Below are 23,560 nucleotides of genomic sequence, written 5' to 3' on the forward strand. Positions count from 1 at the left end.
AATATGGACTCGGCGCTCGATCTGATCCCAAGTGGTTTTGTGTGTAGTGATTGGTTTGTGTTGCCGGTATTCAGTTGCCATTGAAGCCGAATTGAGTCATCTGGCCTTGGAAACTTAGGACGTGATTTGCGAGTTGGCCAGGCTGTCGTCAAAGGTTGTGTGCGTGAGTTGTGTGCGGGATTTGATTCAGGCGGCGTTCTGGACCTCGACATCGTCGAAGAACTCGACGCCCGTGGTAGGGCGATTCCACGGTTAGGGTTCAGCAAAACAACATGTTGTGACACGTTCTGGTCTTTCGTGAGCATCAAGCGGCGAGCCGCCGCAGCCTGTCGGCGGCGGCTCGATTTTCTACTCCGGATGGGCCGGTCCGCATAAAGGCGGGGATTTCCCCGGACAGGATTTCGGGGCGCCAGGCCCGGCGTTTGTCGGTGTGGCGCCGCAGGTCGGCTTGTCCCGCGGCGACTTGGTGCGGTTCGCGATCGGTCAACGATCCTGGCTTTGGAACCTCGCGTGGACCGACCTGATTGGGGAGATCATCGCGAATCCGTCGAAGTCGGGGTAAACTAGCGTCGTTGGGACATCCGCACTGGATTCCCTGAAGGCCGTCGGATTCACTGGAGTCGTGAAGCGGAATCCGGCGCTCGGCGACCAAGGATTTGGGCCTACTTCCCTCCAGGGGCCGTCCCGGGGTTCTTGGCCTGTCTCCTTGGCTCGTGTGTGCATGGTTTCCCGAGTCCGATACCTCTCTCCTCAATCCCACCAGGAACCAGGCCTCGATGCTCAGCGCTGCCCTGATCCTGCTCGCCGCGTCCAACCTCGCGACGGTGGATGAGCCTGTTGATTTCGCCCACGAGGTCCTCCCCCTGCTGCGTGAGCGTTGCGCCTCGTGCCATGCCAATGGCAAGGCCAAGGGCGACCTCTCGATGGATACGCGGGAGACCCTGATCAAGTCGAAGGTCGTCGTGCCGGGCAAGAGCGGCGAGAGCGAACTCATGAGCCGGGTTCTGGAGAAGGACCCCGAGTTGAGGATGCCTCCCAAGGGGCCGCCCCTCTCGGAAAAGCAAACGGCGACCCTGCGTCGCTGGATCGACGGCGGCCTGGTCTGGCAGGAGGGCTTCTCGTTCGCCAAGTCCGGCGCTGGCCTGCCGATCAAGCCTCGGAAGCCGGAACTGCCGCCGGCGGTCAACGGCCGGACCAATCCGATCGACCGTATCGTCGACGCTTACTTCGCTGGTCGCAAGGTCTCCCCGCCCACCGCGCTGGACGATGCGGCCTTCGCCCGTCGGGTGTGGCTCGACCTCGTCGGCCTGACGCCGACTCCGGCGGAACTCGACGCCTTCCTCGTGGGAGCGTCGCCCAACGCTCGCGAGCGGCTCGTCCGGGATCTCCTCGACGACGGCCAGAAGTACGCCGAGCACTGGCTGACCTTCTGGAACGACCTGCTCCGCAACGACTACGAGGGGACCGGCTACATCGACGGCGGTCGCAAGGCGATCACCGCCTGGCTCTATCGCTCGCTCCGAGAGAACAAGCCCTACGACAAATTCGTCCACGAACTCATCAGCCCCACTCCCGACTCCGAGGGGTTCATCAAGGGGATCAAGTGGCGCGGGGTTGTGAATGCCAGCCAGGTGCCGGAACTCCAGTTCGCCCAGAACGTCGGCCAGGTTTTCCTCGGCCTGAACCTCAAGTGCGCCTCTTGCCACGACAGCTTCATCGACTCCTGGAAGCTGGAAGACACCTACGGGCTGGCGGCCGTCATCGCGGATTCGCCGCTGGACGTCTATCGCTGCGACAAGCCGACGGGGGTCAAATCCCAGGTCAAGTTCCTGTTCCCCGACCTGGGCTCGATCGATCCCGCGCAACCTCGGAACGAGCGTTTACGGCGGCTCGCCGACCTGCTGATCACTCCCGAAGACGGCCTGTTCGCGAGGACGATCGTCAACCGCCTGTGGCACCGGCTGATGGGGAGGGGGATCGTCCACCCGGTCGACGTGATGGGGAACAAACCCTGGAGCGCCGACCTGATCGACTTCCTCGCCTCCGACCTCGTCGAGCACGACTACGACCTGAAGCGGACCCTCGAACTGATCGCGACATCGCACATCTACGCCTCGAAGTGCGTAGAAGAGGTTGCGGAGGAATCGGGGTCTTCCTACGTCTTCCGGGGGCCGACGGCTCGCCGGATGACCGCGGAGCAATTCATCGACGCGATCTGGCGGATCACCGACACCGCCCCGCCGAAGATGACCGCCAAGGTGGAGCGAGGCTTCGAGCCCATCCGCGCCGCGCTGGTGGTCTCGGACCCGCTGATGCGGTCGCTGGGCCGCCCCAACCGCGAACAGGTGGTCTCCACCCGTCCCGAGGATCTCAGCACCTTGCAGGCGCTCGACCTGACCAACGGCCAGACGTTCGCCGACCTGCTGACCCGGGGGGCACGGTCGATCCGAGCGACCGGGGCGTTCCCCGACGCCGACTCACTCGTTGACTGGCTCTACCGCGCTGCGCTGAGCCGACGACCGACCGACATCGAACGCACCGAGGCGCGGGCGATCCTCGGGACGGAAATGACGGACGAGGGGCTCGCCGACCTGCTGTGGACCCTCTTCATGCTGCCCGAGTTTCAGTTGATCCGGTGAGCCGACGAGCCAGGAGTTCTCTCATGACCCGACGCGACGACTCTCTCCGCGCGATCCACTCGGATCTCGACCGCCGCAGCTTCATGGCGAGCATGGCCGCCGCCTCGCTCGCCGCGATGGCCGCCGGCGAGCCCCGGCTGGTCCGGGCCGACGAAGCCGGCGAGCCGATCAAGCATCCCGAGCCGACCGCCGACTGCTGCATCCTCCTCTGGATGGGGGGCGGGATGGCGGCTCCCGAGACCTTCGACCCCAAGCGGTACGCCCCCTTCGAGGTTGGGCTGGCGTCCGACAAGATCCTCAGCACCTTCCCGGCGATCGACACGAGCCTTGACGGCGTCCAGATCTCGCAAGGGCTGGAGCATGTCGCCCAGGTGATGGACCGCGCGACCCTGATCCGGTCGCACGTTCAGCCCGACCTCGGCAACATCCTCCACTCCCGTCACCAATATCACTGGCACACGGGATACGTCCCGCCGCAGACGGTGGCCGCGCCTCACATCGGGGCGTGGATGGCCAGGGTGCTCGGTCCTCGCAATCCAGCGATCCCGGCGTTCATCGACGTCGGCCAGCGTCTGGAGGGGAATGGGGAGAAGGAAGAGCTAAAGGCCTTCCACACCGCCGGTTTCCTTGGCACGGAGTACGGCCCGTTCTTGCTCCCCCATCCTGACCAGGCCGTCGAGTCCGTCCGTCCCCCCAAGGGGATGGACGCCGAGCGGTTCTCGTCCCGCTACCGCCGCTTTCGCGAACTGGTCAAGCAGAGCCCGATGGGGAGCGCCGGATCGGAGTATCAGCAGGAATCGATGCTCCGCGCCATCGAGAACGCTGACCGCCTGCTCAACTCGCCCGACCGCCGGGCCTTCGACCTGGCGCTCGAGCCCAAGGACTCGTACGATCGGTACAACACGGGGCGGTTCGGCCTGGGCTGCCTGCTGGCCCGTCGGCTCGCCGAGGCTGGCGCCCGGTTCATCGAGGTGACAACCGAGTACGTCCCGTTCCTGCACTGGGACACTCATGAGAACGGCCACGCGACCTATGCTCGGCTGAAGTCGGAGATCGACCGGCCGATCGCCCAACTCGTCCTGGACCTGGAGGCGCGCGGCCTGCTTGACCGCACGCTGATCGTCCTCGCCAGCGAGTTCAGCCGCGACATGATGATCGAGGGCGTCCCCGGCAGCACGGCCAGGGACCAGTCGCGGGCCAAGGCCGAGGTGATGGAGAAGCCGATCCACTACGGCCTCCACCGGCATTTCACCGGCGGAAGCTCCGTGGTCCTCTTCGGCGGCGGCATGAAGCGAGGGTACGTCCACGGGGCCACCGCCCCTGAGCGTCCCTGCTTCGCGTTCAAGGATCCCGTGACGGTCACCGACCTCCACGCCACGATCCTGACCGCCATGGGGATCTCCCCCAAGACGGCCTTCGACATCGAGAAGCGGCCCTTCTACGCCACCGAGGACGGCAAGGGCAAGGCGGTCCGCGACCTCTTCGCCTGACCGCCCCGCGTCGTTACGCCTGTTCGCCCAGGGGTGTCGGAAAGACCAGCGACTCGGCCTCTTCGGGCTGCTCGTCCTCCTCCATTTCTCCCGTCGTGACCAGGCCGACCGACGCAAGGATGACGATCATGGCCGTCCAGGCGGCGGCCGTGATCGGCTCGTGCTCCACCAGGCTGCCCAGGAGAACGGCGACCACCGGGTTGACGTAGGCGTAGGTTCCCAGCCGCGCCGGGGACGTTGCCGTGATGAGCCAGCCGTAGGCCGTGTAGCCGAGCAGCGAGCCGAAGACGATCAGATAAACCCAGGCCGCCGCCGAGGCTGCCGAGACGTTGGCCGCGTGAAAGGTCTGGGCCTCGCCGCGAAGCAGGCCGAGCGTGACCAGGGTCGCGCCGCCGGCCAGCATCTGCATGCCCGTCGAGAGCGCCGTCGAGTCCGGCAAGGCCGCCTCGCGGAGGTAAAGCGAACCGACGGCCCAGGAGAAGGCGGCCAGGATGATCGCCAGCGAGCCGATCAGCATCATCCCGCCGGCGTCGCCCTCGCCGCCCCCCGGCAAGACCAACGCGCCGACGCCCGCAAGCCCGATGGCCAATCCCGCCGTGATCCTCGCCCCGGGACGTTGGCCCCCGAAGAAGGCCCAGGAGGTCAGCACGAGCCACAACGGCTCGGACGCGATCAGCAGCGCCGTGATGCTCGACGGGACGAACTGCTCCGCCCAGGTGACGCAGCCGTTGCCGACGGCCAGCATCAGGACGCCGCCCACCGCGGCCCGTCGCCACTGCCCCGCCGACGGGAAAGCCGAGCCTCGGGCCAGCGACAGGCCGCAGAGGATCGAGCCGGCGACCAGGAAACGCGACCCCGCCATGAGCAGAGGCGGGAGCGTCTTCAGGCCGATCCGGATCGCCAGGTAGGTCGATCCCCAGACCATGTACACGATCGCAAAGGCCGCGATGAGCAGCCACGTCCGACGTTCAAATCGCATCACCCTGTCCCTCGGACGTTCCCGGGATCGGGACCGTCGCCGTTTCCTTCAGCGTCTCCATGACGATGGTCGTTCGCGTCGACCGGATCGAGGGAATGACGCCGATCTTCTCCCGCAGCAGCTTGCCCAACGCCTCAACGTCCGACGTCCGGATCTTGATGAGGTAGCAGTCCTCCCCCGCGATGTGGTGGACCTCCTGCACCTCGGGGATCGCCGCCAGCACCTGGGCCGACGCCACCCCCCCCACCGGGTCGTCCGACTTCACGAACGTGAACGCCACGAGCCCATACCCGAGCTTCCGCGCATCGACCCGCGCCTCATACCCGCGCAGGAGCCCGCGCTCCTCCAGCTTCTTCACCCGCTCCAGTACCCCGGAGGGCACCATTCCCACTCTTCGGGCGAGTTCTGCATTGGTGATCCGGGCTTCGGTCTGAAGATAATTCAGAATTTGGCGGTCGATGTCGTCGATCATTCGGCTAGGTCCTCGGATCTGAGAATTCTGACCGACGGAAGCATTTCTGTCAACGCCGAGGTTCTTGATTTGCACGATTCCGCCGAACATCATTCGCCGAATCTTTGTTCCGTGGGATGATCGTTCGCGTTTGCTAGACTAATCGGAGTGATTTCAGGTTCGCGGAAGCCCCGAAAGGCGGGCGAACCGAACGTGGCGCTGAGATGTCCGGTTACTCCGAGCGAGCCCGCCCCGGGACGTGAATCCTTATTTCAAGGCCCTGTCCGATGTACGTACCAGCCACGTTTCGCGAGTCCGACCCGACGAAGCTCCGCGCATTCATGCGGGAGAACAGCTTCGCCACGCTGGTCACGCAGGGGGAGGAGGGGCTGACGGCCTCGCACCTGCCGCTGCTCCTCGACGCCGAGGTCGGGCCGCACGGCCGGCTGTTCGGGCACATGGCCAGGGCCAACCGCCAGTGGCGGGGCGTCTCGGGCGAGGCCATGGCCGTGTTCGCCGGGCCGCACGTCTACGTCTCGCCCTCCTGGTACGAGGCGGAAGGAACCGTCCCGACCTGGAACTACGTCGCCGTTCACGCCTACGGGACGTTCGAGATCGTCGAGGACCGCGAGGGCCTGCTGGACATCCTCCGACGCTCGGTCCTCGCCTACGAATCGCCCCGGCCTAAACCCTGGACGTTCGACGAGTCGCACCCCGCGATCGAGGGCATGCTCAAGGCGATCGTCGGCTTCCGAATCGAGATCAGCCGCATCGAGGGGAAGTGGAAGCTCAACCAGAACCATCCCGAGGAGCGCCGGCGCAAGGTCGTCGGAGCCCTGGAGGTTCGGGCCGACAAGGACTCGCAGGAGATCGCCCGGCTGATGCGGGAATCATTGGAAGGTTGAAAGCCCAACGCCTCACGAGAAGCGAGTGCGTCTCCAAAGCACCATCCCGCCGACCGCGAGGAAGACCAGCGAGAACGCCGAGAGCACGGCCATCCAGTGATAATCCATGGCGATCGCCGGGCTCGAGGCATTCAGTCCGAGCCATACGAAAATCGCCAGCGCCCCGGCCACGATCAGGAACTCCCACCAGGGACGACGCCCCGATGCGGTTTCAGTCGCTTCTTCCCCACCCACCGCGGCGGCGACCTCAACGGGGTCCAGACCGTAGCGGCGGCATTCGCGTTCCATCGCGAGCCGCCATGAGGCCTGCTCGGAAGCCGGCGCTTCGGCCAGGCCGATCGCGACGGCCCCGGCGATCATGACCAGCGAGCCGCCGACGACCAGCATGCGAGCCTCGGTGCTCAACGCGGCCAACTCGCCGAAGACGAGGGCACCCCACGCCAGGCCCCAAAGCTGGTTCGTGTTCGAGAGCGGGATCCCCCGGCCAATGCCGATGTACTTCGCCGCGTACTGCTGGAAGAGGTCGCCCAGAACCCAGCAGAACCCGCCCAGAAACAGCCAGAAAAGCGACGGCATCGCGCGGCTCAACTCGGTTTGAAGGCCGCCCACGCCTCCCTGGTAGATCAGGGCGAGAGGCAGGGTCGTCCCCAATTCGCCGACCGTGAACACGGTGACGAACGAGAGCGGGTTCATGCCGCTGATGTAGGCCTTACGATAGGGGATATACATCGTCCCCCAGAGAACGCCCGCCCCCAACGCCGCGAGGATCCCGCGCGTCCGGGCACCCTCGGCGATGGTGGCGCTGGAATGCTGCGTCGCGTAGGCCAGCAGGCATGCGCCGATGACGATCGCGCCGGCGCCGCCGAGAACCTTGGCCCAGTCCTTCGTCTCCGACCCGCGAAGCTCGTTGAACAGCAGCCAGCCCCAGAACAGGCCGATCAGGCTGTTGGTATTCCAGAGCGGAAAGGCGATGGAGAGGCCGACGTCGCGGATTGCGAAGACCGTCAGCGTGTTGGCCACCGCCCAGAGCATCCCCGCGAGGATCGCCCAGACGATCAGGTGGGGCCTGGCCTTCAGGTCGCTCGCCAGCGAGTGCGTCCCCCGCAGCATGACGGGGACTGTCCAACGGGCGACGAACACTCCGGCGACCATCCCCAGCGAGACGATGAACGGCGTGAGCCCCGCGGCGACGAGCTTCGTCGGAGCCTCCGCCGCTCCCAACCAGGCCCCGGCGGCCAGCCCGCTGGTCACGCCCACGCCGTGCAACGACCTCGGCGCGCGCACTTCGACTTCCGGGGACTGAATCGTCATAGTTTCACTTCAGCATGGAGAGGAGCGCCAGCCCGCCGGCCAGCACGACGACCGGGATCCAGAATTGAACGTCGCTGAATACGGCCTTCGCGTTCGAGATCTTCACGACCAGACACCTATGATCGTAAGGACGAAGGACGCCAGGATGAAGTAGAGGGCGGCAGCGGCGATGGAGATGAGCCCGGTCCAGACATAGCGGAGAATCGGGTTGCGCGTCGCTCGATAGACCTTCTGGTTGACGACCCAGGCGCCGGCCCCACATCCACCGCCGATCCCTCCGCCCACGACAACGAGGACGAGCGGGAGCGCGAGCCAGGCCTGAACGTACCAGGGCAATTTGGGTTCCGCCGCCGTCTCCTCTGTAGTGACGGCGGCCGTCGAGGACGGGGATTCTTCGTCGGTCATGGAGCCTCCGGGATCGACTCACCAGGCGAGCTGCGCCGGGAAGTACTCGGCGATCAACTCCTGGTAGTAAGGCGTCAGGGCCTTGACGTCGGGCTTGGTGTGGCCCTTGGAGTACAGGTCGTACGGGTTGAACTTGCGGACCCACTCCAGCAGGCGACGGTCCTTCTCGTTCGTCAGGTGCGTGTACGCCCCGGCGCGGTGCCAGGCGTAGAACGAGTGGTACCGGATCATCGCCAGACCTTCCTCGGGGAGGTAGTCCTTCACGACGTTGTAAAGGTACTCGTCGTGGCCCCACGAGAGATGGACCTCGTCCAGGCCGCAGCCTTCCCGGTAGATGCCGCAGGGCGTCTGATATTCGGCGACCTTCGAATCCGGGTTGTCGGCGAAGAACTCGGGGAAAACGATCTCCTCAGAGTAGGCGCAGCCAACGGGGAACGTGTCGCCGACGACCGCCCACTGGGGCTCGCCGAAGAGGCAGAGGATCTTCCCCAGATCGTGGACGAGCCCGGTGAGGATGAACCAGCGGGGATGGCCGTCGGCGCGGATGGCCTCGGCCGTCTGCATCAGGTGCTCGATCTGGGAGAGATCCGTATCCGGGTCGCTGTCGTCGACCAGCGTGTTGAGGAACTCCATCGCCTCCCAGACGCCCATCACCTTGCGCTGACGCGGCAAGTACTCGCGCTTCTTGGCGAGCACGAAGTCGAGCGTCTGGTTGGTGTGCTGGAGCTTGTAGAACTCCCGGACGCCGGCCCGGACGTTCTTGCGGTAGTCGCGGAACTCAGACTCCTTCTTGCCCTCGCGGGTGAGCGGCGCGTCGGCCTCGTCGGTGACGTGCGCCGACTCCCAGTCGTCCAGGTCGGCCAGGGGACTCTGCTGCTGCGCGTCTGCGATCGACTTGGACATGTTGGGACGACTCCTGCAAAACCGGAGGTTCAGCGACGGACGGGCGATCGGATATGAGGGTTTCGCACGACCCTGATCGACCCATTGTAGAATCGACCCGAGGATCGCGTCACCTTGAAACGGCTCTCACTTCGCGGCAGCAGCCGCGGCCGGCTTCGCGGGGGAGAGCAAACCCTGGTCGGATAGCCATTCGTCGAGGCGAACGGGCCAGTTCTTGATCGAGGCCAGCTTGGAGCGGCGGCCGAGATTGAAGCCGTGGCCGCCGTGAGCGAAGACGTGGGCCTCCACCGACGCGCCGGCGTCGCGATACGCCTGAAACAACTTGGCGATCACCTTGGCTGCTCCTTTGTCGTCGTCGGCGACGATCAGGAAGGCCGGCGGCGCGTCCTTGGGGACGGTCTCCGGACAGCCGAGCGGTCCGGGATAGACCTGGACCAGAAAGTCGGGCCGGGCGCTCAGGCGATCGATCGGGTCCTTGGCATCGGAGTCGCCGCCGTTAGGACCGAAGGCGACCATCGACGCAACCTCGCCGCCGGCCGAAAAACCCATGATCCCCACCCGCGCCGGATCGATGCCCCATTCCGAGGCCTGACTGCGGACGAGTCGTATCGCGCGAAGGCCGTCTTCGCGCGCGTGCTCCTCGATCTTGTACGGCGAGCCCTCTTCACGCCCGAGTCGATACTTCAGCACGAACGCCGCCACTCCGGCCTCGTTGAGCCGTTTTGCTGCGTCAATCCCCTCGGCGTTGTAGACGAGCAGCCGGTGGCCGCCGCCGGGGCAGATCACCACGGCCGCGCCGGTGGCCTTCTCCTTCGGCGGCAGGAAGACGGTGAGCGAGGGGTTGTGGATGCTCTTGACCCAGTAGTCCTTGGCCTGTTCGGGCTCGCCTCGACGCGCCTCGAATCCCGGCGCTCCGGCCGGCCAGAGGGGAACGACTTCAGGCTCCTTGGTCTGGGCGGCCAGCACGCGGATGGTCAGCAGGACCGCGAGGATCATGGACATGGAGATGTTCCTGTGGGCGAGGTCATCCGATCTGGGCGAAGGCCCGCTTCATGGCCCGGGCGGTCGTCGCCACGGCGGCATCGGCGGGCATCGTGCGGAGGGTGGCGTTGAACGGCTCGGCGCGGACGGGGCCGTCGTAACCGATGGCGGCGAGCGCCGAGAGGAACCCCTTGGCGTCGATGACCCCCGTGGAGCAGGGGAGTTCACGGACGCCGTCGCGCTGCTGGTCGAGCGGCACCGAGCGCGGGGCGTCGTTGAGGTCGCAGGCGACCACGTCCTTCGCCGTCAGCCCTTTGAGGTCGTCGACCGTTTCGCCGGCCGTGTACCAGTGCCACGAATCGAGGACCAGGCCGACGTTCTCGCGGCCGATCTCGGCGATCAGGTCGCGCATCTCGGCCATCGTATGGAGGAACGGGAAACGCGAGGACGTCCACGCCGTCTTCGGCCCCACGTACTCAAGACCGAGGCGGACGCCGTGATCGCCGAGCACCTTCGCGACCTCGCGCAGGCGCTCGGCGTGGCGTCGGAAGTTGGCGACGTAGGTCAGCCGATCCGACCCCGGCGCGATCCACGTCCCGACGCGCGTTACGCCGGCCCGTTGCAGGGCTGCGGCCTGCTCGGGAAGCTCCGACATCCCCTTGCGGAAATCCTCGTCCCCGCCCCGGAAATCGACGGGCAATCCCGCGGCTCCCCAGGTCAGGTCGTTCGCCTTGAGCTTGGCCAGCAGCGTTGAGAGTTGGTCGGACGAAAGCTTTGCAAGCTGCACCGCGTCGGCGCCGATGGACTCGAAGCCGTGCTGGTGGGCCAGGTCCACGGCCTGCGACAGGTCGGCTTTCACGCCGAGGTTGCCGCAGACGAGGTCGATGGTCATCTTGCGGGATAATGAAGCCTCAGCCCCCCGCGCCAGCCCTGGCAGGCAGGTTGTGCAGGCGAGCAATCGGAGGAAATCCCGTCGTCGAAGCTGAGGCGTCGTCATGGTGGAGCTCACCGTCCAGGGGAGGTTCTGTCGCTGGGGTCCAGCTTACGTCTGCGGTTGCAACCTTCGCCACGGGCCGCCCCTCTCGAATTCGGACGATCCGAATGAAATCACGTCGAATTCTTCGGAGTGGGTGATATCGTGGAAGCTCCTGCTGGAGGCTTTGGATCGGAAGAGAGGGGAGGGGATGGAATTCATGGCGGCTTTCGTTTTCGTTCCGCTGTTCGCCATCATCGCTGCAGCCTGGATTCAACTTGTGAAGAAGGCTGGATACTCGCGGGTTTGGGTGTTCTTGCCGCTTCTGATCGGGCCATTGGCCGTCCTGGTCGTCATCCTCAAGGAATGGCCGGTCCATCGCGAGCTGGGCTGGCGGCGCTTCCTCGATGGATCGACGTCCGACGATCTGGTGGAGATGGTCGAGCGGTACGCGCTCGATCTGGAGCAGGCCGGCGACTGGAAACAGGCGACGCGGGTCTACCAGGAACTCGCCCGCCGAATCCCGGAATCGGCGGAATACTACGCGAAGAGCGCAAGTCGATTCGCTTCGCCGCCGCCCCTGCTTTGGGATTGAGGAGCCGCGTCGGGCAACGACGTCCCGCTCTCTCTGACTCGATCGGACCGGTCGGGCCTCGTCACGAACGGGATTCCTGCTTTCGGTCGCTCCGGTAGCGTGGGCCCTCGCCGGTGCGGAGCCAGTGCGGCTCGGCGCCCGTCTCGTCAAGGAAGGCCAGGAGGACGTCGCTGGGGATGCGGACTCCGGTTTCGTAGTCGTACCAGGAGCGGACGGGGATCCCCAATCGGCGGGCGAGTTCCGGGCCGCCGCGCTCGCCGAAGAGGTCTTCGCGGATCTGCGCCAGGCGGTCTGAGAACGCCCGCTTGGCTTCGAGTACCTCTGGCGATGGCCCCTCTGGCGATGGCCCCTCGGGCTCCTGGATGTGCTGCATGAGGGCCCCCTGGTTCCAGGTGTCCCAGCCCTCGACCATGACGCCGTCCTTGAAGCGGAGCCAACTCGTGCCGCGAGCGAAGATCGGCTCGTGGGACGGAGGGACGCCCAGGCCGTCGCCGGTGTGCGTGCCGGAGATCGTCCAGCGCACCACCACATCGTCGCCTTGGGCGAGGGTGTCCTCGATCTGAACTCTGAGATCCGGAATGGCCTCGAGGAACGAGTCGCGGACCCGTTTGAAGGGCTCGCAGCCGACGACGTCCCCGCCTTCCATGTGACCGACGGAGGTCTCGCAAAGCAATTCGTCGATGGTATCGGCCCGCCGTTCGTTCCATACTTCCTCGAACCATCGCTTCGACTTCTCGCGATTCGCGAGACTCGCCAACAGGATCTCCGCCGGGACGGTCGGCGGGCCGTTGCTCGGTCGCAGTGGGCCGGTCGGCTCGCCCCGTTCGAGCTTTTCGAGGGCCTCGCGCAGCAACTCCACGGGACTTCGCTCGCCGGGGGCCGACGGCCCGCCGGCGTTCTTCGAGGCGAGGGCAGCCGCGGCCTGGTGCTGCTCATGGAGGTGTTGCATGAGGGCCCCCTGGTTCCAGGAGTCCCAGCCCTCGGTCATCTGACCGTCCTTGAATCGGTGCCAGGTCATCCCCCGCGCGGCGATCGACTTGTTGCAGGGGGGGACGCCCAGACCATCGCCGGTGTGGGTGCCGGAAACGGTCCAGCGAACCACCACGTCGTCGCCGGCGGCGACCGTGTCCTCGATCTCGAACTTCAGGTCCGGGAATGCGGTGAGGAACAAATCCCGAACCTGCTTGAAGGGCTTGCGGCCCACGAAGTCGCCGGACTCCATGTGGCCGAGCCCCTCCTCATGGAGCAACTCGTCCACAACCTCCGCACGTCGCTCGTTCCAGACCTCTTCGAACCATCGCCGCGACAGGTTGCGATTCGCGTCGCTCACGTCGGCCTCCATTGGCATATGTTCCCGGATCGGTCGAGCGGGGCCCAGCAGCCTCGAGAGGAGATCTTCCGCCGGTTGTCGCATTCTCCCTAATTAGTACTTAAGAGTACAGTCTCACGCTGCGATCCAGGGCGGTCGGCCCCCCGCGTTTAGCGCGAGTGGCAACCGATGCACTGGTGCTGGAACGCGAAGCCCGGTGGAGGGTTGAGCCATGTCGCGGCTTCAGCGGCGTACTTGGTGCCTGTGAGGCCGTCGCGGGCCGCCTCAAGCTGCGCGACGGCGTCGTCCTTGCGGCCCAGGCCCATGTAGGCCTCGGCCAGACCCATACGCAACTCACCCAGGGGATGGGTCCCGATCTTGTCGAAACGGTCTTTCTGGGACTCGTAGACGACCTCCAGGTCCCCCGCGGCCTTGGCGAGCATCTCCCCCTTCGTCTCGGCCTGCATGCTCCGCGACGCGGGGAGTAGCACCACGGCGCGGGGGATCCGCACACCGACGTCCTTCGGTTCGAGGGCCACGGCGCGATCCATGTCGGCCAGTCCTGTTTGCCAGAGCTTAAGCCCCTCCTCGCGATCCTTCCTGCGGAAAGCCTGACCTCCCTGGAAGGTTCTCGCGGCTCCTCGCCAGACCAGGGCCTTGGCGTAGTCGGGTTTCTGTTTCAGGGCCGCTTCGCAAGCGTCCAGGCCGCGAGCCATGGATTTCTCGTCTCCCCGAAACCCGGCGAAGATTTCCTCGCGGACCTTCAGGTCGAAGCGGTCGTCGTCGCCCGCCAGGGCCAGGCTGATGGGCAGGGCCAGCATCGTCGCGATCAGAAGGCGTCTTCGTCTTCGCATCTCATCCTCCACGAGGGATCGCCGCAGCCGACTGCCGTTCGGGGCTAATCCGCAGCCCGGGCGATCTTACCGGGAGATGTTCGTCGCGTCGTGGGTGTTATTGCGGACTGCATCCATCGCGGCGGTTCGCGGACTGCGGATCGACCATCTGACCGACGCCCCACCCACACGTGCGATCCCCGGCCTGAGCTCAGCGCCGACGGCGGCGGCTGTGGTGATTGTGCTGATTTTCTGGGCGAGAGCAGGGCGGGTTTCTGATCTGGCCGGGAACAGAAATTCGGTCTCGGTTGCACACATATCGATAGAGCGACCTTGTTGCGCGATCCCCACTGCGGCCGGACTGATAGGATCGTCGCGAAGGCGCTTTTCTCCGATGCGGGAATGTGATTCGCGTCAATCGAAGCCAACGTGGAAGGGATCGTAAAGGCTATGGCCGCAACGGTTTTCCCACGATCGGGAGGTGCCTCCGCGGCGGCGAACGAACCCGATTCGAAGCCGTTCGCGAAGGCGTGCCGCGGCTGGGCCCGCGGCGGCGCCTTCCCCGGCCGATCTCGGGCGCAAAAGCGTGAGCGGCGATCGAGAAATCGCCGATCGAACCCGATTCCGAGATCCGTTTTCTGCGTTCAACCGACCACGAGGAATGCACTTCCGTCGAACCGACCCGCTCGACGGCTGGCGCGAACGAACCCAATTCGGAGGCCGAACCGACCCGCTGGATCACTCCAGGCGAGCCCCTTCGACGGCCAGGTCGATCAGCCGGTCGATCGGCTGGTCGGCCGCCCAGGAGAGGGCCCGAAGGTGGATGAGGCGGAAGAGCGGGTCGTCGTAGGTCCAGGTGTAGTGGCCGGGGATCGAGACGAAGACCCGGCCCTTGCCCTGGCGTCGCGTCCACATCAGGGGCCGGGCGGCGTCTTCCTCGGGGCCGGTGGCGAGGACCTCGATTCGCGACGTGTCGCCGCGGAGGTTCCAGTAGCTCTCGTCGACCAGGTGGAACTTCGTCGGCAGGCCCTCCGTGATCGGCGACTTCGGGTCGGTGAAGGTCAGGTCGAGGGCCCCGTGGCGATACTTGGCGCCCGGTCCCCAGGCCAGGCCGATCAGGTCGGCGAGGGCGTCCGGCGACTTCCCCCCGTTGACCGCGAAGTGGATGACGACCAGCCCGCCGCCGCGGTCGAGATAAGCCCGCAACTTCGCCGCGCGGTCGTCGGACCACCTCGCGTTCATGGAGTTCCAGACAATCACGTCGGAGTCGTCGGCGAATTCCAACCCGTCCCCATCCTTGACCTCGCGGACCGTGACGCCGGGGGAGGTTCCCAGCAGTTTGGACCAGCGGTCGAGCCACAGGGGATAGTCGTGCTCGTCGATCCCGTGGTCCTTGACGCCGGCGGCCAGCGTGATGCGGAGCGGCTTGGCGGCGCCGTCGGCCGGGGCCTTGCGACCCTTCGTCGCGGCCTCCCACTCGGCCCGGGTACGGGGCGGCGGGGCGTCGTCGCGGTGGATCGGCGCGGGGGCCGGGGGCTTCTGGAGGAGGAACGCCATCAGGTGCTTGAAGTTCGCCGGGCCGATCGCGGCGGGGAGCCCCTCGGGCATCGTCGAGATCCCCGTCGGCTTCATCTCCTCCACGTCCGACCGCGACAGGACGATCTCCTCGCCCGTCGTCAGGCCGACGCGCAGGCGGTTGTCCTCGGTGCGGACCGAGCCGGCCAGACTGCGGCCGTCGTTCAGGGCGATCTGGTAGGCGATGTAATCGGGGTTGATCGCCGCGCTGGGCTGCGAAACGTCGCGCAGGACCGACTCGAAATCACGCTCGACGAGGTTCGACAGATCGGGGCCGATCTTGCCGCCTTCGCCGCGGATCGTGTGGCACCTGGAGCATTGGGCCGCGGCTCCGAAGAAGACCTCGCGGCCCTTCCGCCAGTCGCCCCCCGCATATTCAGGAGGGAACGTCGGTTCGGCAGCCGCCGGCGCAGAGGACTCGTCGCCCACGCTCGCCCACGGCAGCAGCATCCGGCCCGGCGGCAACAGCCGTTCTCGGGCGTCCTCGTTGGTCCGGAAGCTGAATTCAAGCTCGCCGCCGAAACCCGTCGGGCAGGTGATCGCGAATGGGATCGGAGCTTCGGAGACGGCGTCGAAGGTCAGTGTTACCTCGACGCGGCCGTTGGGGATCTCCTTGGTCTCGACCTTCGCGCCGGGGGCCTCGACGCGAAGTCGGTGGGGACCTTGGAACGACAGCACGGGCTTCTCCACGGGGAGGACGGAGTCGACGGTCGATCCCGGCTGGACGGCGGGGCGGAGCAGATCCTTGAGCCGCAGTTGGGTCCGGAGCGAGATCTCGCCCACGGTGGCGGAGTAGGCCCAGAAGCGTTGGTGCTCGGGGCTGGCGAAGGTCTGGCCTCGCGCCGCGGCCAGGTCGAGATGCGGCAGCCAGGCGACCGCCTTGAGTCGGTGATCGGCCGACTCCCAGCGGGCCTCAACCCCCGACAGGCTGAAGGCGAGATCCGTTTCGGCTCGCTGGGCGAGCGATACGGCCTTACCGCTCGTTCTTACCGGCGACGTGGTTCGGCCAAGGCCGGGGAGCGTGACTGCGTAGGGGACCGCCGCCCATTGCGAGTCGGTGGAAAGGATGAGCGTCTGACGGTCGGGGGACAGACTGACGCCTCGGACGGCCAACGTTTCGCGGGGGGCGGCGAGTTGCATGGCGACCACCGCATAGCCGGGACGGAGCGTCTCGAAGCGATCCGCCGGACCGACGGCGCGGCCGTATTCGATCTTCGCGCCCTTCGCCAGGTCGTGGAGTGTGGCCGGGTCGAGGGGCCGGTCAAAGGCGATGCGGACCTCGCGAGGCCCGTTCGACCACGCGAGCGAAGGCCGCGGCAGGTTGGAGCCCGCGTAGCGGACCTTGAACAGCTTGCCTTTCCCTTCGGGGCCGCTCCCCCAGTCGGGCGCGCCGCTGTGGGCGGCGACCACGAGGGAGCCGTCGGCCCCGACGCAGGCGTCGACCAGCAGCATCCCCGCCGAGGCGATCAGTTCGGTCTTCGCCGCGTACTCGCCGCGGACCTTGGTCAAGTGGGTGCGATAGAGCTTGCCTCGCGAGTAGCCGGCGACGAGGGCGTCGCCCGCCCACCACTCGGGACCGAACCGGGGTTCGCCGCCGACGCCGTTGAAGGTCAGGCCGCAGGTCGACTGGTGCTGCGGGGTGTAGTCGAACGTCGAGGGCTCGTCGATCACGTCGGGAAGGTGCTTCGCGTGTCGCGGGGGGAAGCCGTAATGACGGCCGGGCCGGATGTGCAGGAGTTCGTCGAACGGGTTGCCGTTGGGGAGCCAGGTCGCCCCTTCCTGATCGGTGGCGAAGAGGTCTCCCTCGGCGTTGAATTCCAGGCCGACGGGGAAGCGGATGCCCGTGGCGACGATCTCGCGACTCTGGAAGTCGGGAGCGACCTTCAGGATCGTCCCGCGCTCGCTCTTCACGTCGTAATGCGCCTTCCCCTGAGCGTCGATCAGGTAGGCGTTGGTGAAGTTCTGACAGCCCGTGCCGACATAGATCGACCCGTCCGGCCCGAGCGCGACACCCATCGCATCGACGCTGTGGATCAACTCCGGCCAGCCCTTCGCCACGACGATCTCGCGGTCGGCCCGGTCGTCGCCGTTGACGTCCACGATCAGCACGCACTTCCCCTTGCAGGGGATGAACAGGCCCGAGCCCAGCTTGTACCCCGGCGGCGTCAGGGCCGCGTCGAGCGGCGAGACGATCGAGCCGCGACCGTCCCAGAAGAGGTCGGCCCGATCCTCCAACCCGTCTCCGTCGGTGTCGGAGAGGACGTGGATCGTGCCGTCGTAGCAAACGGCGAAGAGCTTGCCATCGGGCCGGCGCTTGAGGTTGTTGACGTTCTTCAGGTCGAGGGGAAGCTCATAGACGTCGAAGCCCGGGACGAGCATCTGGAACAGGGGCGGGTTCTTCACGGTCTCCAGGCGATGGCCGCTTGTCGTGGGGACTGTCTTCAATACGTCGGTGAGGCCGCGGTGCTTGGCGTCGAGGTAGCCTCGAACGGCGGCGGCCTCGGCGTCGGTCAGGGCCCGGTCGTAGAAGAGGACCTCGGCGACGTCGCCGTGGAGGAAGCCCTGGACGTACGGGGGCCTCGCCTCATTGCTGTAGAGTCGCGCGCCGAGGGTTATCCGGTCGAGCCGCATCGGTTCGAGCTTGCGCGGGCGGGGGCGTTGGGGGAGGTCGTCGACGGCCGGCGAGATCCACGCCCCGTCCGGCCCGACGCCGATCCGGACCGCGAGCGTCAGGAATTCGCCGAACTCGCGGGGCGATTCGAGGACGTTGGCGAAGCCCTGGAATCCGTGGCCTTCAATATTCAACGTGTCGAACCGCGTCGAGGCGGCTGGACCCAGGTCGACGTTCAGGCCCGACGTGTAGTCGTTCTTGCCGTTCTCCGCCCCGGCCAGGAATCCGCGGAACATGCCCAGGTTCGAGGCTGGCGCCGTCACGACGAAGACGGTGGCCGCGCGGACGTCGCCGGGGATTCCCTTCGCCTCGAAGCAGTCGTCGACGCCGTCGAACCGCACGAACGATCGGCCCGAGGCCTGGATGAGCCGAGGCCGGGCTGTCGGCCTCGGCTGGGCGAAGTCGCGACGCTCGCCGGAGGCGTCGGGCCAGGATTCCATTGGGGCGTTGGGCGAGGCCGCGCCGCCCGGTGGACGGCGGCTGGCGTCGAGCCAGAGGCGAAGGCCTTGCTTGACCGGGAGGTTCGGATCGGCCCAGGGTTCCACGTCGGCCCGGGAAGGCTTCGTCTGGGCCGCCAGGCAGACCGCCAGGACGGCAAGAAGCCCGGCCTTCGTCAGGAGCCCGGTCGCCGGCCGTGTGCACAACTGGCGCGTCATGGGAACTTCCTCCTCGCTCCGCGGAAACGGTTCGACGCGACTCGACGCGTGACGCCCGCGACACGCTGCGATTTTAGCAGCCCCCGGAATGCGCCGAAATCCATCGACGTAATGCGTCTCCGTGTCTTTCTGGAGCGACGAACGATGACAGGAATCGATGATGTCGACTTCCCGCGACACGGGTTTGAGGGATTGAGTAATCACGGGTTCATTTCTTCGAACGCCCGTCAGAATCCGCGTCCCACGATGCTAGCATCCCGTTCATCCCCCCCGAAACCATTAGAAGTTCCTTCCGGTTGGTTGGAGCGGGGGATTTCCCACCTGTTGTTCGTGCAGGCATCTTCAAAAACGAGGGTTAAGCATGCGAATGGGATCGCTTTCGCGTGGTCGCGCTGCGCTTTGGGCCGCCGCTTTGGTTCTGACCTGCGGGCGCGGGGTGCTCGCCGACAGTACGGTGATCGTCTACGCCAACAACGGCTTCCCGGGCGACTCGTACACCAACACCGACCCCTACCCGCCGACCACCAATTTGACCATCCCCATCGGCTCGTCGGGCTGGAAGTACGACAATCTTCGGCAGCAGACGACGATCGGCGTCAACACGACCTTCGCGCACGACGGCGACGGATCGGTGTATTTCAATTCGAACAGCCCCACGGGCGTCGGCAAGGCCGACATTGCGTTGGGGAGCTTCGTCGCGTCGGGCGTTTCGCTGGGCTCGCTCTCGAGCCTGACGGCCCTGGCGTACGACTGGTATCGCTCCAGCGCCAGCACGAACTCGGCCGTCCAGGCTCCGAGCCTTCGGATCTACGTGAGCAACGGTACGAACAGCGGCTATCTGGTCTGGGAGCCGACCTACAACGGCGTGGCGGTCACGACGGACGTCTGGCATACGAGCGACGCTTTCGCCGGCGGAACCGGTCTGTTCTGGGCCAATGGAAGCATCCCCGGCGCCGCCGATCCGATCGCCGGGCTGAAGACGATCTCGGACTGGAAGAGCCTCCTGTCGGGATACTACGTCACCGGTATCAACTCGGGCGTCGGCTCGGGCTGGAACGGCCAATTCATCGGTGCGGTCGACGACATCAAGATCGGGTTCGACGGCGTGTCCACGACCTACAATTTCGAGGTCGTCCCCGAGCCCTCCAGCGTGGCTCTCTCACTGATCGCCGGCGCCTGCGGCCTGGCCGAGGCTGTTCGCCGTCGCCGTTCGCGCTGATCCTGATTGCAAGGCCGACTTTCACGAGGGCGTCGTCGGGGTTCTACGCTCCCCGGCGACGCCTCGCATCGGCGTTTCTGGCGTGGGCGTCAGCCTCGGTCGAACCTCGTCGCGAGAGCCTCCACGGTGTCCGCGTGGATCTTCCAGGAAGTCGATGCGTATCCTCCCGAGAGGACCATCGCGACAGGTACGCCGCGTTCGCGGGCCTCGGTGACGACGAGCAGGTCGCGGTCGACCAGGTCCTCGGCGGAGAGTCGGAGGTGGGCCAACGGGTCGCCCTCGAACGGGTCGGAGCCGGCGTTGTAGACGAGCAAATCGGGGCGGAAGTCGTCGAGGATGCGGGGCAGGGAGTCGCGGACGACGTCGAGGTACTCCTGCCCGATGACTCCGGACGGGAGCGGTCGGGGATGGTCCTCGAGCTCCTTCACGGGAGGGAAGACGGCGGTCTCGAACACGTCGAAGATCTCGGCCCACTTCCAGGGACCGATTATCGAGGCGGTTCCGTTCCCCTGGTGGGCGTCGAGATCGACGACGAGGACCTTCTCCACTTTCCCCTCGTCTCGAAGCAGCCGCGCCGCGAGTGGGACGTCCGCGTAGACGCAGAATCCGCCGCCCCACTCAGCGGCCGCATGGTGGAATCCGCCGCCGAGGTTGATGGCCATCCCCTCCTCCAGGGCCAACCGGCACGCCAGGATCGTCCCGCCCGTCGCATATCTCATTGGGGCGAGGATCCGCCAGTCGAGGGTCCATCCCGGCAACCGTCGCAGGATGGGAATCTCCAGGCTCTTCGCGAGCGCCTCGGGATTCCGCGTCGATCGGAGGTACTCTGGCGCGTGCACCTTCAGAAGTTCGTCGCGATCCACCGGCCTGGGCACGACGAAATCCCCGGCGCGTCGTATCCCGCGCGCGATGAGGGCGTCGTGGATTCGCCGGTATTTCCGGCCGTCGAACGGATGCCGTCGCTCCAGCCCGAAGGCCGTCAGGTTATAGCGAGGGTGGTAGACGATCGGGACCATGCGTCGGCTCGGAAGGATCGACCCGGGGAAAGCGAGTTGCCTTGTTCGGCGACTCTGATCCTATTCCCTGCCATCCCCATTATCTCGATGTTCCCGATTTGGATCGGGGGATTCTCGCTCGTCGAGGGGGGAGGTAGAATGGAGGCGGGGCGAGACCGAGAGGTTCGGGCGGCGACGGTCGGAGGTCGGCCGGCGCGGCGGGACCGGAGCCATCAAGAGCGCTGGAATGACCGTATCGGCCAAGTGTTACTACGCGTTACGGGCTATCTACGCCCTCTCCGAGTATCGCGGCTCCGCACCGATGAAGGCCGGCGAGATCGCCGAGAAGCAACACATCCCGATCAAGTTCCTGGAGGCGATCCTCAACCAACTCAAGGGAGGGGGATTCGTCAACAGCCGCCGGGGTGCGGAAGGGGGCTACCTCCTTGCCAAGAATCCCGAGGAGTTGACGATCGGCCAGGTCATCCGGTTCATCGACGGCCCGGTCGCCCCCGTCGACTGCGTCAGCCAGTCGCGCCCCAAGGAGTGCGAGTACCCCGGCCACTGCCCCTTCTTCGGCTTCTGGGGCCGCGTCCGCCAGGCCATCGCCGACGTCGTCGACCAGACCACGTTCGCCGACCTGGTCAAGGAGAACCGAGACCTGGGCTTCGTCTACGTCGCCGACTGGACGATCTGAACCGCCGCGCGCTCAGCGACGCCGTTGCGAATCGCCCCAGGGAGGCGGTCGTGACGGCGTCGGCGTTTCGAAGGGGGAAGTCCGTCCGCTCAGCAAGAGCAGCAGACGGGCATTCCGTTCATGCAGACGCAGCAGACGCAGCCCGACTTCATCATGGCGGTCATGCAGTCGCAGCAGGCCTGGATCATCTTGCAGCATTCGGCGTCGCCGCTGGTGCAGGTGATGCAGACGCCGTCGGCGGTGGGCTCGCACTTGCACATGGCCATCGCCATGTTGCAGCAGCACATCATCATGCCGTTCATCATCATGCAGCAGGAGCACATCCCGCCGGCCATCATCGTGCAGAGGTTCTGCATCATCGTCGCCGACGTCGCGTCGTCGCACTTGCAGACCATCTTCATACCGCCGTCGCACTTCATCATCGTGATGGTGCACCGGGGAACCATCATCCACTGGGGCGTCGTCGGCATGGCGGAGCCGGTCGGCATCCCCATGTTCATCCCCATCCCCATGTTCATTCCCATCGCGCCACGGTCCATCATCATCGTGGTCATCGGCAAGCTCCCCGGATGAGAGTCCATCGATCCTCGGGGCGGTTCGTCCGCCTCGGCACTCCCATACAGTTACTAAACACGGCTGCCCGGAGCAACATAATTCATCAAAGAACTTTGATGTATCATGACCTTCTCGATAAGCCTGATCGGCTCGCGTAGTATTCCGAGGGCGATATCCGATAAAGATGACGGGAAAACTCAGGATTAAACTTGACAATGACGATAGGAATGGTAATTATGGAGTGGAAGTCCCGACCGATCCTCCACTGAGGCTTTTAGTCATGTCTCGAATCTCCTGGACGCTCGCCTCCTCGTCCGTGTCGGTTGCTCAGGCCGCTGCCTCGACGTATGAGCCTGTCGCTGCTTCGTTTACGCCGGTCGCGGGTGGCTTCATGGTGGGCAGCCCCTGGGCGGCGATGTACCGGTTGGCTTACGAGCAGGCGCTGGCGATGACCGGGCCTTCGCGTTTTCAGAAGATGCTTGAACCCTGTATGAACTGACGGTCAGGGAGTTGTCGTCGACGTGAGGCGTATTCCAGGAGGGAACTCGTGAGGATATCGGCTAAGGCGGAGTACGCGTGCCTCGCGCTGATCGCCCTGGCCGACCGTCATGACGGCGACCGGCCCGTGCCGATCCGCGAGATCGCCGACGCGCAGGATATTCCCGAGACCTTCCTGACCCAGATCCTCATCAGCCTGAGAGGGGCTGGGCTCGTGGTCAGTACGCGAGGTTCCTCAGGCGGATATCGCCTCGCCCGCGATCCCGCGGAGATCTCTCTGGGAGACGTCCTCCGCGTGATCGACGGCGAGGAATTTCACGAACGGCCGGCGCGACGGTCCACGCCTCACTCGCTGGCCAGGCTTTGGGAGCGGCTCCGGGCGTCTCAGGTGGACATCCTGGACCGCACCAGCATCGCTCATCTCGCCACACAGGGCAGGACGCCCGACTGGACGATCTGAAATCGGGCAGGTTTTTCAGGGCTTGACGAGGTACGAGTCGAAGACGCGGACCTTCTCGATCTTGGACTTGATGGCGGCGACGAAGTCGTCGTGACGCTTGTTGGCCAGGTACTTGTCGCGGTAGCTGCGATCGGCGAAGACGACGTGCAGGGCGACGTCGAAGTCCTTCACGCTCGGGCCTTCCTCGACGTCCTCAGCGCGACGGCCGACCGAGAACGACACGCATCCCTCGTGCTTGGTCAGGTAGGTCTCGCAGTCCTTGACGAAGGCGTCGACGGCCTCCTTCGAGTGGTCCTTGAGCGTGAAGAAGACCATGTGGGCCAGCGGCGAACCCTCTGCGCTTCCCGCGCCCGAAGAGGCGAACGCCGGGTAGGCCAGGGCGGCTCCGGTCAGCAGCAACGTCGCGATGCAAAGCGCTTTCATCATGGCTCGTCTCCCGTTCGTCGCATTTCGGAGGGCA

Annotated in this window: 22 protein-coding genes; 8 read left to right on the forward strand and 14 right to left on the reverse strand. The window is 65.9% G+C overall.

The window, feature by feature from the left end:
• The first annotated feature begins 776 nt into the window (after window positions 1-776).
• Window positions 777-2,639, forward strand: a complete 1,863-nt coding sequence (locus G5C50_RS23235; protein ID WP_165073351.1) for a PSD1 and planctomycete cytochrome C domain-containing protein — start codon at window positions 777-779, stop codon at window positions 2,637-2,639.
• 23 nt (window positions 2,640-2,662) lie between these two features.
• Window positions 2,663-4,129 carry a DUF1501 domain-containing protein gene (locus G5C50_RS23240; RefSeq protein ID WP_165073352.1) on the forward strand — a complete coding sequence of 489 codons (1,467 nt, stop codon included), beginning with the start codon at window positions 2,663-2,665 and terminating at the stop codon, window positions 4,127-4,129.
• Between the two features lie 13 nt (window positions 4,130-4,142).
• Here G5C50_RS23240 and G5C50_RS23245 read toward each other — a convergent pair whose 3' ends face one another.
• Together G5C50_RS23245 and G5C50_RS23250 are read right to left on the reverse strand one after the other, a co-directional pair.
• Window positions 4,143-5,108, reverse strand: a complete 966-nt coding sequence (locus G5C50_RS23245) for an EamA family transporter (RefSeq protein WP_165073353.1) — start codon at window positions 5,106-5,108, stop codon at window positions 4,143-4,145.
• Window positions 5,098-5,580 carry an Lrp/AsnC family transcriptional regulator gene (locus tag G5C50_RS23250; RefSeq protein ID WP_165073354.1) on the reverse strand — a complete coding sequence of 161 codons (483 nt, stop codon included), beginning with the start codon at window positions 5,578-5,580 and terminating at the stop codon, window positions 5,098-5,100. Before G5C50_RS23250 ends, G5C50_RS23245 begins: the two co-directional genes overlap by 11 nt.
• Before the next feature lie 266 nt (window positions 5,581-5,846).
• On the opposite strand from G5C50_RS23250, the gene G5C50_RS23255 reads away from it, so the two are divergent.
• Complete coding sequence (locus G5C50_RS23255) at window positions 5,847-6,464, forward strand: FMN-binding negative transcriptional regulator (protein ID WP_165073355.1); 618 nt, start codon at window positions 5,847-5,849, stop codon at window positions 6,462-6,464.
• 12 nt (window positions 6,465-6,476) lie between these two features.
• On the opposite strand, the gene G5C50_RS23260 is transcribed toward G5C50_RS23255, so the two are convergent.
• From G5C50_RS23260 to G5C50_RS23285, 6 genes are all read right to left on the reverse strand, one after another.
• On the reverse strand, window positions 6,477-7,775 hold the full coding sequence (locus G5C50_RS23260; RefSeq protein ID WP_165073356.1) for an EamA family transporter: 1,299 nt from the start codon (window positions 7,773-7,775) through the stop codon (window positions 6,477-6,479).
• A 4-nt stretch (window positions 7,776-7,779) separates the two neighbouring features.
• A complete protein-coding gene (locus G5C50_RS33310) occupies window positions 7,780-7,881 on the reverse strand; it encodes a translocated intimin receptor Tir (protein WP_165073357.1) in 102 nt (33 codons plus the stop codon).
• The gene (locus G5C50_RS23270) at window positions 7,878-8,180 is read right to left on the reverse strand and encodes a hypothetical protein (RefSeq protein ID WP_165073358.1); all 303 of its coding nucleotides are present in this window, start codon (window positions 8,178-8,180) and stop codon (window positions 7,878-7,880) included. Before G5C50_RS23270 ends, G5C50_RS33310 begins: the two co-directional genes overlap by 4 nt.
• Before the next feature lie 18 nt (window positions 8,181-8,198).
• Complete coding sequence (locus G5C50_RS23275) at window positions 8,199-9,083, reverse strand: inositol oxygenase family protein (RefSeq protein WP_165073359.1); 885 nt, start codon at window positions 9,081-9,083, stop codon at window positions 8,199-8,201.
• Between the two features lie 126 nt (window positions 9,084-9,209).
• Window positions 9,210-10,085 (reverse strand): alpha/beta hydrolase, encoded by an 876-nt coding sequence (locus G5C50_RS23280; protein WP_206107822.1) that lies wholly within the window; start codon window positions 10,083-10,085, stop codon window positions 9,210-9,212.
• Window positions 10,086-10,107: 22 nt separating this feature from the next.
• A complete protein-coding gene (locus G5C50_RS23285; RefSeq protein ID WP_206107823.1) occupies window positions 10,108-11,061 on the reverse strand; it encodes a sugar phosphate isomerase/epimerase family protein in 954 nt (317 codons plus the stop codon).
• Window positions 11,062-11,257: 196 nt separating this feature from the next.
• Here G5C50_RS23285 and G5C50_RS23290 point away from each other — a divergent pair, with 196 nt between their 5' ends.
• Window positions 11,258-11,632 carry a hypothetical protein gene (locus tag G5C50_RS23290; RefSeq protein WP_165073360.1) on the forward strand — a complete coding sequence of 125 codons (375 nt, stop codon included), beginning with the start codon at window positions 11,258-11,260 and terminating at the stop codon, window positions 11,630-11,632.
• Window positions 11,633-11,693: 61 nt separating this feature from the next.
• On the opposite strand, the gene G5C50_RS23295 is transcribed toward G5C50_RS23290, so the two are convergent.
• From G5C50_RS23295 to G5C50_RS23305, 3 genes are all read right to left on the reverse strand, one after another.
• The gene (locus tag G5C50_RS23295; protein ID WP_240907327.1) at window positions 11,694-12,962 is read right to left on the reverse strand and encodes an ester cyclase; all 1,269 of its coding nucleotides are present in this window, start codon (window positions 12,960-12,962) and stop codon (window positions 11,694-11,696) included.
• A gap of 149 nt (window positions 12,963-13,111) precedes the next feature.
• Window positions 13,112-13,795 (reverse strand): hypothetical protein, encoded by a 684-nt coding sequence (locus G5C50_RS23300; RefSeq protein ID WP_165073362.1) that lies wholly within the window; start codon window positions 13,793-13,795, stop codon window positions 13,112-13,114.
• Window positions 13,796-14,512: 717 nt separating this feature from the next.
• Window positions 14,513-18,676 (reverse strand): ThuA domain-containing protein, encoded by a 4,164-nt coding sequence (locus G5C50_RS23305; protein ID WP_165073363.1) that lies wholly within the window; start codon window positions 18,674-18,676, stop codon window positions 14,513-14,515.
• Between the two features lie 361 nt (window positions 18,677-19,037).
• On the opposite strand from G5C50_RS23305, the gene G5C50_RS23310 reads away from it, so the two are divergent.
• Entirely contained in the window at window positions 19,038-19,895 is an 858-nt protein-coding gene (locus G5C50_RS23310) for a PEP-CTERM sorting domain-containing protein (protein ID WP_165073364.1), read from the forward strand.
• Window positions 19,896-19,984: 89 nt separating this feature from the next.
• Here G5C50_RS23310 and G5C50_RS23315 read toward each other — a convergent pair whose 3' ends face one another.
• Window positions 19,985-20,911, reverse strand: a complete 927-nt coding sequence (locus G5C50_RS23315; RefSeq protein WP_165073365.1) for a histone deacetylase family protein — start codon at window positions 20,909-20,911, stop codon at window positions 19,985-19,987.
• A 226-nt stretch (window positions 20,912-21,137) separates the two neighbouring features.
• Between G5C50_RS23315 and G5C50_RS23320 the strand changes: the two genes are divergently transcribed.
• Window positions 21,138-21,587 (forward strand): RrF2 family transcriptional regulator, encoded by a 450-nt coding sequence (locus tag G5C50_RS23320; protein WP_165073366.1) that lies wholly within the window; start codon window positions 21,138-21,140, stop codon window positions 21,585-21,587.
• An 89-nt stretch (window positions 21,588-21,676) separates the two neighbouring features.
• Here the strand turns inward: G5C50_RS23320 and G5C50_RS23325 are convergent, their stop codons facing one another.
• The gene (locus G5C50_RS23325; RefSeq protein WP_165073367.1) at window positions 21,677-22,141 is read right to left on the reverse strand and encodes a hypothetical protein; all 465 of its coding nucleotides are present in this window, start codon (window positions 22,139-22,141) and stop codon (window positions 21,677-21,679) included.
• Window positions 22,142-22,422: 281 nt separating this feature from the next.
• On the opposite strand from G5C50_RS23325, the gene G5C50_RS23330 reads away from it, so the two are divergent.
• Together G5C50_RS23330 and G5C50_RS23335 are read left to right on the forward strand one after the other, a co-directional pair.
• The gene (locus G5C50_RS23330) at window positions 22,423-22,641 is read left to right on the forward strand and encodes a hypothetical protein (RefSeq protein WP_165073368.1); all 219 of its coding nucleotides are present in this window, start codon (window positions 22,423-22,425) and stop codon (window positions 22,639-22,641) included.
• A 48-nt stretch (window positions 22,642-22,689) separates the two neighbouring features.
• Window positions 22,690-23,100 (forward strand): RrF2 family transcriptional regulator, encoded by a 411-nt coding sequence (locus G5C50_RS23335; RefSeq protein WP_165073369.1) that lies wholly within the window; start codon window positions 22,690-22,692, stop codon window positions 23,098-23,100.
• 15 nt (window positions 23,101-23,115) lie between these two features.
• Here G5C50_RS23335 and G5C50_RS23340 read toward each other — a convergent pair whose 3' ends face one another.
• Window positions 23,116-23,526, reverse strand: a complete 411-nt coding sequence (locus G5C50_RS23340; RefSeq protein WP_206107824.1) for a Dabb family protein — start codon at window positions 23,524-23,526, stop codon at window positions 23,116-23,118.
• Between the last annotated feature and the right edge of the window lie 34 nt (window positions 23,527-23,560).

It is taken from the genome of Paludisphaera rhizosphaerae (genome assembly GCF_011065895.1).
GTDB classification, from domain to species: Bacteria; Planctomycetota; Planctomycetia; order Isosphaerales; family Isosphaeraceae; genus Paludisphaera; species Paludisphaera rhizosphaerae.